This window comes from Streptomyces sp. NPDC005070, assembly GCF_053600395.1.
This window is the reverse complement of record NZ_JBSFZS010000219.1, coordinates 1-6,901: the sequence shown is the minus strand read 5'-3', so window position 1 is coordinate 6,901 and position 6,901 is coordinate 1. Positions and strand designations below refer to the sequence as shown.

The 6,901-nt window shown below is 71.1% G+C and carries 7 protein-coding genes, 1 pseudogene and 1 riboswitch; of the genes and pseudogenes, 5 read left to right on the top strand and 3 right to left on the bottom strand.

The window, feature by feature from the left end; all coding sequences use genetic code 11:
- A partial coding sequence (locus tag ACWEBX_RS35980; RefSeq protein WP_451888957.1) for a hypothetical protein occupies window positions 1–195 on the top strand: 195 nt, incomplete at its 5' end.
- A 105-nt stretch (window positions 196–300) separates the two neighbouring features.
- A riboswitch (SAM riboswitch) is annotated at window positions 301–413 on the bottom strand.
- 174 nt (window positions 414–587) lie between these two features.
- Here ACWEBX_RS35980 and ACWEBX_RS35975 read toward each other — a convergent pair.
- On the bottom strand, window positions 588–1,412 hold the full coding sequence (locus ACWEBX_RS35975) for a DUF1684 domain-containing protein (protein WP_451888956.1): 825 nt from the start codon (window positions 1,410–1,412) through the stop codon (window positions 588–590).
- Between the two features lie 172 nt (window positions 1,413–1,584).
- Window positions 1,585–2,508 (bottom strand): LLM class F420-dependent oxidoreductase, encoded by a 924-nt coding sequence (locus ACWEBX_RS35970; RefSeq protein ID WP_451888955.1) that lies wholly within the window; start codon window positions 2,506–2,508, stop codon window positions 1,585–1,587.
- Window positions 2,509–2,662: 154 nt separating this feature from the next.
- Between ACWEBX_RS35970 and ACWEBX_RS35965 the strand changes: the two genes are divergently transcribed.
- From ACWEBX_RS35965 to ACWEBX_RS35955, 3 genes and pseudogenes are all read left to right on the top strand, one after another.
- Window positions 2,663–3,892 carry an RNA-guided endonuclease InsQ/TnpB family protein gene (locus ACWEBX_RS35965; RefSeq protein WP_451888958.1) on the top strand — a complete coding sequence of 410 codons (1,230 nt, stop codon included), beginning with the start codon at window positions 2,663–2,665 and terminating at the stop codon, window positions 3,890–3,892.
- Between the two features lie 17 nt (window positions 3,893–3,909).
- Window positions 3,910–4,305: pseudogene (locus tag ACWEBX_RS35960) on the top strand (sulfite oxidase); the annotation flags it as partial.
- 418 nt (window positions 4,306–4,723) lie between these two features.
- The gene (locus ACWEBX_RS35955) at window positions 4,724–5,221 is read left to right on the top strand and encodes a flavodoxin domain-containing protein (protein ID WP_451888954.1); all 498 of its coding nucleotides are present in this window, start codon (window positions 4,724–4,726) and stop codon (window positions 5,219–5,221) included.
- Window positions 5,222–5,267: 46 nt separating this feature from the next.
- On the opposite strand, the gene ACWEBX_RS35950 is transcribed toward ACWEBX_RS35955, so the two are convergent.
- The gene (locus ACWEBX_RS35950) at window positions 5,268–5,849 is read right to left on the bottom strand and encodes an Rv1733c family protein (RefSeq protein WP_451888953.1); all 582 of its coding nucleotides are present in this window, start codon (window positions 5,847–5,849) and stop codon (window positions 5,268–5,270) included.
- Window positions 5,850–6,071: 222 nt separating this feature from the next.
- Between ACWEBX_RS35950 and ACWEBX_RS35945 the strand changes: the two genes are divergently transcribed.
- The coding region (locus tag ACWEBX_RS35945; protein WP_451888952.1) for an alcohol dehydrogenase catalytic domain-containing protein at window positions 6,072–6,901 on the top strand (830 nt) is incomplete at its 3' end.

The window sequence follows — 6,901 nt, the reverse complement described above, 5'->3', positions numbered from 1 at the left end:
ACCGCGACGGCTGGTCACGGACGTCGGCTGTCGACGTGCCTCAAGTACGTCGACGGTCTGCGTATCTCCACGACGTCGACGCGGGTGGGCGTCACGGACGTCGACCGCCGACGGGGAGGCCCGTCAGCGCCCGGCTGCGGAAAGGGCCGTCAAGCCCGACAGAAGCAGCTCGTCGAGCGCTTCAGATCGATGTGACGTCGGCGCGCCAGCCGGGAGAACACCACGGCGACGGCGAAGGAGGCGTCGGGGCCACCACCGTGCCGCATGAGGGTCCTCCATATGTCCGGCCCCGGCTACGGGGCCACGCGCTTGCGGGATCGTCGCTGATCCCGCCGGGCTTTCACCTGGAGCACCCCACCGCGGGGGAGGGTTGCCGGTCAGCGAGCCAGGGCTTGACGCTGACACTCAATGCCGTTCGTGATCGTACGGAGCGGTTCTCACGTACGTCAATGGCGGCACCGGAGTCCGGCGGAGCGAGCCACGGGACTCCGGTGGAGCGAGCCACCGCACTCCGGCGGAGCGAGCCGGGCCGACCACGCCACCGGGACGCCTGGTGGAAGCTCGCCCCGTCAGCGGAAGTGGGATGGTCAGGCACCACCGCGTTCCCGCGGGATCTTCTGACCCGCCTCGATCGACACCGGCAGCCGGTTCTCCGCCGGGGGCAGCGGGCAGGTGGCCAGGTCCGTGTAGGCGCACGGCAGGTTCGTGGCGCGGTTGAAGTCGAGGACGACCGTGCCGTCGGAGCCGGGAGCCCCGACGGACAGGGTCCGGTTGGCGGCGTAGGTGGTGACCCCGGAGGTCGCGTCGGTGAACAGAACCGTCAGCCCGCCCGGGACATGCCCGGGGAACGCCGTCAGCGACAGAGGACGTCCGTCCAGCTCGAACTCGATCCTGCCCGGAGCGTCGTACACGTGCTCCAAGCCCTCGACCGCGGCGCCCACGGTGGTGGGACGCGGCTCGTCGAAGGGGACGTAACGGCCCGTCACGGCCCAGTGCGGGTCGGGGGCGTAGGCAGGCGTTCCGGTGAAGGCCTTGAGCAGCGGGGCGTCCGGGTGCCGGGGGCGCACGATGTCGTGACCGCCCCGCTTGGCGACCTCGATGACGGCGTCGTTCCAGATCGCGTCGACGCCACCGCGTTCGGGCAGCACGCCGAAACGGTGCTCACCGCGTACCGGTGTCCCGTCGACGATCAGCTCCTCACCGTCGTCGAGGGTGACGACGACCCCGTCGTGGCCGGTGTGCCATGCGCCGGGCGCGTCGGGGAAGCGCTGCGGCCGGTCGTCGAGCCAGTGCAGGCCGGTGATCGCCAGGAACCCGTGCGGGGCGGCGAGCCGGGCTTCCTGTCCGCGGTACCAGTCCAGCCACTGCTCGGTGAAGGCGTGGAGGTCCGTGCTGGTCGCCTCGCTGGTCATGAGTTCTCCTTCGGTACGGGCCGCGTGAGGTTCGCCCTCGCGCGGCGATACGGGGATCTTCGGAGCGGTCGGTGAATCGGTGCGTCGTCCGTCGGCGGTCGGCCCGTGGCGGTCGGCGGGGTGGGTGGACCGGTGGGCCGATGGGCCGGCGGGCTCGGGCGCCGAGTTCGCGTCAAGCGGCGAGTTGGCCGAGGAGCGCCCACGTGCGGCGCCGGTCCGCGGCTCCCGCGATCTCGGTGCCCGAGAACACGACCTCGGTGGCGCCCGCGTCGCGGTAGCGCCGAACTTCGGCCTCGAGCGTCTTCTCGTCGCCGATCACGGCCAGATCCGCGGCTCTGCGGCCGCCGGACAGTTCGATGACCCGGGCGTAGGACGGGATCTGCTCGTAGAACGAGAGGCTCTCGGTGGCCTTCGCCCGCACCGCGTCCACATCGTCCGTGACCACGCCGGGCACCAGTGCAACGATCCGGGGCGCGGGCCGTCCGGCGGCCTCGGCCGCGGCCGTGAGGGCGGGCACGATGTGTTCCGCGAGGGCGCGCGGTCCCGCGAGGTAGGGCAGGATCCCGTCCGCGAGCTCACCGCTGACCCGGAGCGCCTGCGGCCCCATCGCGGCGACCAGCAGCGGAACACCCGACTCGGCGCCCGGTACGCGCGCGGACATCGGCGTCGTGGCGGTGAGCAGCTCACCGCGGAAGTCCGCTGTGCCGGTCTCGGTCAACTGGCGCAGCACGGTGAGGAATTCGCGCAGACGGGCGATGGGACGCTCGAAGGGCAGGCCGAACCCGGTCTCCGTCAGCAGTTTCGTGCCCAGGGCCAGGCCGAGGTGGTAGCGGCCGTGGGTCGCGGCCTGGGCGGTCTGCGCCTGACTGGAGACCAGCAGCGGGTGGCGCCCGAAGACGGGGATCGCGGAGGTGCCCACGTGGAGTTCCGGTACCGCGCGCCCGACGATCGCGGCGAGTTGGGGTGAGTCCGCGCCGAACGTCTGGCCGAACCAGACCGACCGCAGACCGGCCGCGGCGGCTTCCTGGGCCAGGTGCACACTGGCGTCGACCTGGTTCCGCGCGTCGGATGCGTTGAGTGCTACGCCAACAGTCATGTCAGGTGGAACGGACGGCCGGTGAGCCCGCATTCCGTTCGAGTGTGACGGCTTCATGTCAGTCGTGTGATGTGGTACCGACCACCCTGCCTTGGGTGAGAGTCCGGGCACGAGCCCAATGATCATTGACATGGGCAGCGGTATGGTGATCCTCGTGCAGCTTCGGTACAGCTTCCGTCTGTACCCGAGCGCCGGTCAGCGCATGACGTTGGCGCGGGCGTTCGGGTGTGCACGGGTCGTCTTCAATGACGCGTTGCGCGTCCGCGAGGAGGCCCGCGCGGCGGGACTGGGGTTCGTCACCTCGGCGGAGCTGTCCCGGCAGCTCACCGCGTCGAAGAAGACGCCGGAACGGGTCTGGCTCGGCGAAGTGTCCTCGGTCGTTCTTCAGCAGTCTCTGCGCGACCTCGACACCGCCTACCGGAACTTTTTCGATGGTCTCAAGGGCAAGCGCCCGAAGATGGGTGCACCGCGCTTCAAGTCGAAGCGGGACAGTCGGCAGTCGGTCCGTTTCACCGCGAACGCGGGCTGGCGGATCACGCCGGGCGGGAAGCTGCGCCTGCCGAAGATCGGCGACCTGAAGGTGAAGTGGTCTCGGGCGCTGCCGTCGACGCCGTCCACGGTGACGGTGGTCAAGGACAGTGCGGGCCGGTATTTCGCGAGTTTCGTCGTCGAGACGGACGCCTCTGAAGTGCTGCCGCATGCGACGCCCGAGATCGGAATCGATCTCGGCCTCGGGCACTTCGCCGTCCTCTCCGACGGTAGGAAAGTCGACAGCCCTCGCTTCCTGCGCCGGGCTGAAAAGAAGCTCAAGACGGCGCAGCGGGACCTGTCTCGCAAGACTAAGGGCTCCAGCAACCGGGGCAAGGCCAGGGAGAAAGTTGCCCGCGCTCACGCGCGGGTCGCCGACGCGCGCCGCGAGTTCCATCATCGGCTCTCCACAAAACTGATCCGCGAGAATCAAGCGATCGCCGTGGAAGACCTGTGTGTCAAAGGGCTCGCCCGTACGCGTCTGGCCAAGTCTGTCCACGACGCCGGATGGTCGGCGTTCGTCGGGATGCTGGAGTACAAAGCCGCCCGGTACGGACGTACCCTCGTGAAGATTGGCCGCTTCGAGCCGACCTCCCAGGTGTGCTCCGCCTGTGGCGTCAAGGACGGCCCCAAACCCCTGAACGTCCGTGTCTGGACGTGCGGGGCATGCGGGACCGTCCTCGACCGGGACATCAACGCGGCGGTCAACATCGCCAAGGCCGCCGGACTGGCGGTGTCAGCCTGTGGAGCGCAGGTAAGACCGGGACTCGTCCCGGCGCAGCGTGCTGAAACAGGAACCCACCCGAAGCGACCCATGCGCCCCGTATGGAAGCAGGCGGGAATCCCGGACCTTTAGGTCCGGGAGGATGTCAACGGCTGTTCGGCCCCGCCCACCCCGAGGGCGGCAGCGCGCCGCTCACCCGGCAGACCACGAAGAGCGCCTTCGAGCTGGCGAGCGGGGCCACGTTCGCGGCCGGCCACAGGCACGTACTGCACGGGCGGTCGTGGTCGGGTGCGGGAGGTGTCGCCCAGGTCGACGTCAGTACGGACGGAGGCGCCAACTGGCGGCCCGCCCGCCTGCACGACCGGCCCCGGTCCGGCACCTGGACCCGCTGGTCCCTCCCTTGGCAGCCGGACACACCCGGCGCCACCCACCTGCTCGCCCGCGCCACGGACACGGCGGGCCGAACCCAGCCGGACACCGCGGTGCCGAACACGCAGGGGTACCTATTCGGCGCGGTGGTGCGGCATCCGGTGAGCGTGGTGTGACGGCCCCCTGCCGGTCGCCGTGGTTCCCGAACCTCCGTGAGGTGGGACGGCCCGGCTGCGCGACCGCCCCGGGCCTTGGCCCGATGAGCCGACCGGGGATGGGCCGATCGGCGGGGCCGGCAGGGCCGACCGGCCCCGGGGCGGCCCGAACAGCCCATGGGCCCGTTCTCCGCTCCGGCGGACGATCGAGGTGGTACCGAAGTACGGAAGTACGGAGGGGGCCCGCGATGACGGACGACCTGCTCGAACGGCACCCCGCCCGGACGACGCACACCCGCGCGCCGACGGCCGGGCACCGCAAGGCGTGACCGAGGACTGGCTGCGCCGCTTGTGCAAGGTCGACCGTCAAAGGTCGGGTCAAAGGCCGACCGTCAAAGGCCGACCGTGAAGGGTCGACTGTGAGAGGAGGCGGATCGTCATGGCCGACACCGTGCTGGTCGCCTATGGAACGACGAACGGATCCACCGCGGAGATCGCCGAAACGGTCGCCGAGACCCTGCGCGAGGGCGGGTTGACCGCCCAGGCCCTGCCGGCCCGTTCGGTCACGAGCGTGGCGCCCTACGACGCCGTCGTGGTCGGCGGCGGACTCTACGCGGGACGCTGGCACAAGGACGCGCGGCGGTTCGTCCGCCGGAACCGGGTGGAGCTCGCGCACCGTCCGGTGTGGCTCTTCAGCAGCGGACCGCTCGACAGCTCCGCTGCCGACCGGGACATCCCGCCCGTGCGGGGCGTCCAGCGGACCATGAACCGGCTGGACGTCCAGGGACACATCACCTTCGGCGGGTGCCTGAAGGACGGAGCCAGGGGACGCATCGCCAAGATGATCATCAGCTCCGGGAAGGGCGGAGACTTCCGGGACTTCGGTGCCATCGAGGAGTGGGCGAAGGACATCGCGTCCTCGCTTGCCCCTGTGTAGTCGACTGCCCCGGCGTAGTCGACCTCAGGGTGTAGTCGACCTCAGGTCAGCCGGTCCTGTGCCCCCATCTCGGTTCCACCAGCGCCCATTCCCGGCCCCAGGCGTCGACGCGGCGTCGGTCGAGCCGGCGGCGGGTGACCGTGCCGGCACCCAATGCCAGGCCGCCCACGGCGGTCGCGGCGGCGGCACCCGCGACGCCCGACTCGACCGCCGCCTTCGCGGGCGTCGGCGGCGCCGGAGCGAGACGGCCGCGGCCGTCCTGCCACATGCTCACCTCTGCTCCCGCCCTGCTTCCTGTGGGTACCGCGGCCGACCCGGTACGGGACGAGCCGTCGGCCGCCGTCCAGCGCACCGCCGCCATGAGACGGCCAGAGCCGGCACCCGGCCCGGCAGCGGTCGGCGGAACGTCGTGCAGGACCACGGCGCGGACCGGCTGCCGTTCGGCGCGTTGCCGCGCGAACGCGTCGTCCGCGGCTTGGGCGGTCACCAGCCCGGCGACGGTTCCGCCCACGGTGAAGAGCGTCCAGACGGCCAGGACGATCCAGGCCTCGATGACGTCGTCGCGCCGCCGCAGCGGGTTGTCGCACCACCGCCACAGCCGCTTCTTCACGTACCTGCCGCGGGGCATCGGCCGGCACCTCCTTCGTCGTCCTGTGACACCTCCGACGGTGACAGCCGGGGCCGTACGGGGGCAGGGGCCGGTCAGGTGTCGTGGCGGGCCGCTCGGGGCCGGGCCCGAGGCCGGGCGGCGGGCGTCGAGGGCCGGACGGCCCAAGCAGAACACCGTGCAACGGAACAAGCTGGACTCAAGGGATCATCTCGTACCGGACAGGGAAGGGTGAGGGTGATCATGAAGGGCTTCGTCTTCCACGGCCCCGGGCAGTCCGCCTGGGAGGATGTCCCGGACCCGGCGGTCAAGGAACCCACGGACGCCATCGTGCGGGTCGGCGCCGTCACCATCTGCGGCACGGATCTGCACATCCTCAAGGGCGATGTCCCCGAAGTGCGTCCGGGAACGGTTCTCGGCCACGAGGCTGTCGGCGAGATCATGGAGATCGGCAGCGATGTGCGGACCGTACGTCCCGGCGACCGGGTGCTTGTCTCCTGCATCAGCTCCTGCGGCCGCTGCCGCTTCTGCCGGGAGGGCATGTACGGGCAGTGCCGGGGCGGCGGAGGCTGGATCCTCGGCCATCTGATCGACGGCACCCAGGCCGAGTACGTCCGCGTCCCGTACGCCGACCTGTCCGTGCACGCGCTCCCCGGTGCGGTGCGGAGCAAGGACGCCGTGCTGCTCGCGGACATCTTCCCGACGGCGTACGAGGTCGGTGTTCTCAACGGGCACGTGCGTCCGGGCGACACGGTCGCCGTCGTCGGCGCCGGTCCCATCGGCTTGGCGGCGATCGCCACGGCGCGGCTGTTCTCGCCCGAGCGGATCGTCGCCGTCGACCTGGCCGCATCCCGGCTGGAGGCGGCCCGTCGGCTGGGCGCCGATGCCGTGGCCGACGCGGGGGAGGACCCGGAGCAGTTCATCGCCGATCTCACGGACGGGCTCGGCGCGGACGTGGTCGTCGAGGCGGTCGGGGTGCCGGAGAGCTTCGAGCTGTGCACCCGCATGGTGCGGCCCGGCGGCCATGTGGCCAACATCGGCGTCCACGGCAAGCCCGCGACGCTCCACCTGGA

Coding starts and splice junctions, on each gene's coding strand:
- ACWEBX_RS35975 (WP_451888956.1), bottom strand. CDS start 1,412: ATGACCAGCGAGGCGACCAGCACGGACCTCCACGCCTTCACCGAGCAG.
- ACWEBX_RS35950 (WP_451888953.1), bottom strand. CDS start 5,849: ATGCCCCGCGGCAGGTACGTGAAGAAGCGGCTGTGGCGGTGGTGCGAC.
- ACWEBX_RS35955 (WP_451888954.1), top strand. CDS start 4,724: ATGGCCGACACCGTGCTGGTCGCCTATGGAACGACGAACGGATCCACC.
- ACWEBX_RS35970 (WP_451888955.1), bottom strand. CDS start 2,508: ATGACTGTTGGCGTAGCACTCAACGCATCCGACGCGCGGAACCAGGTC.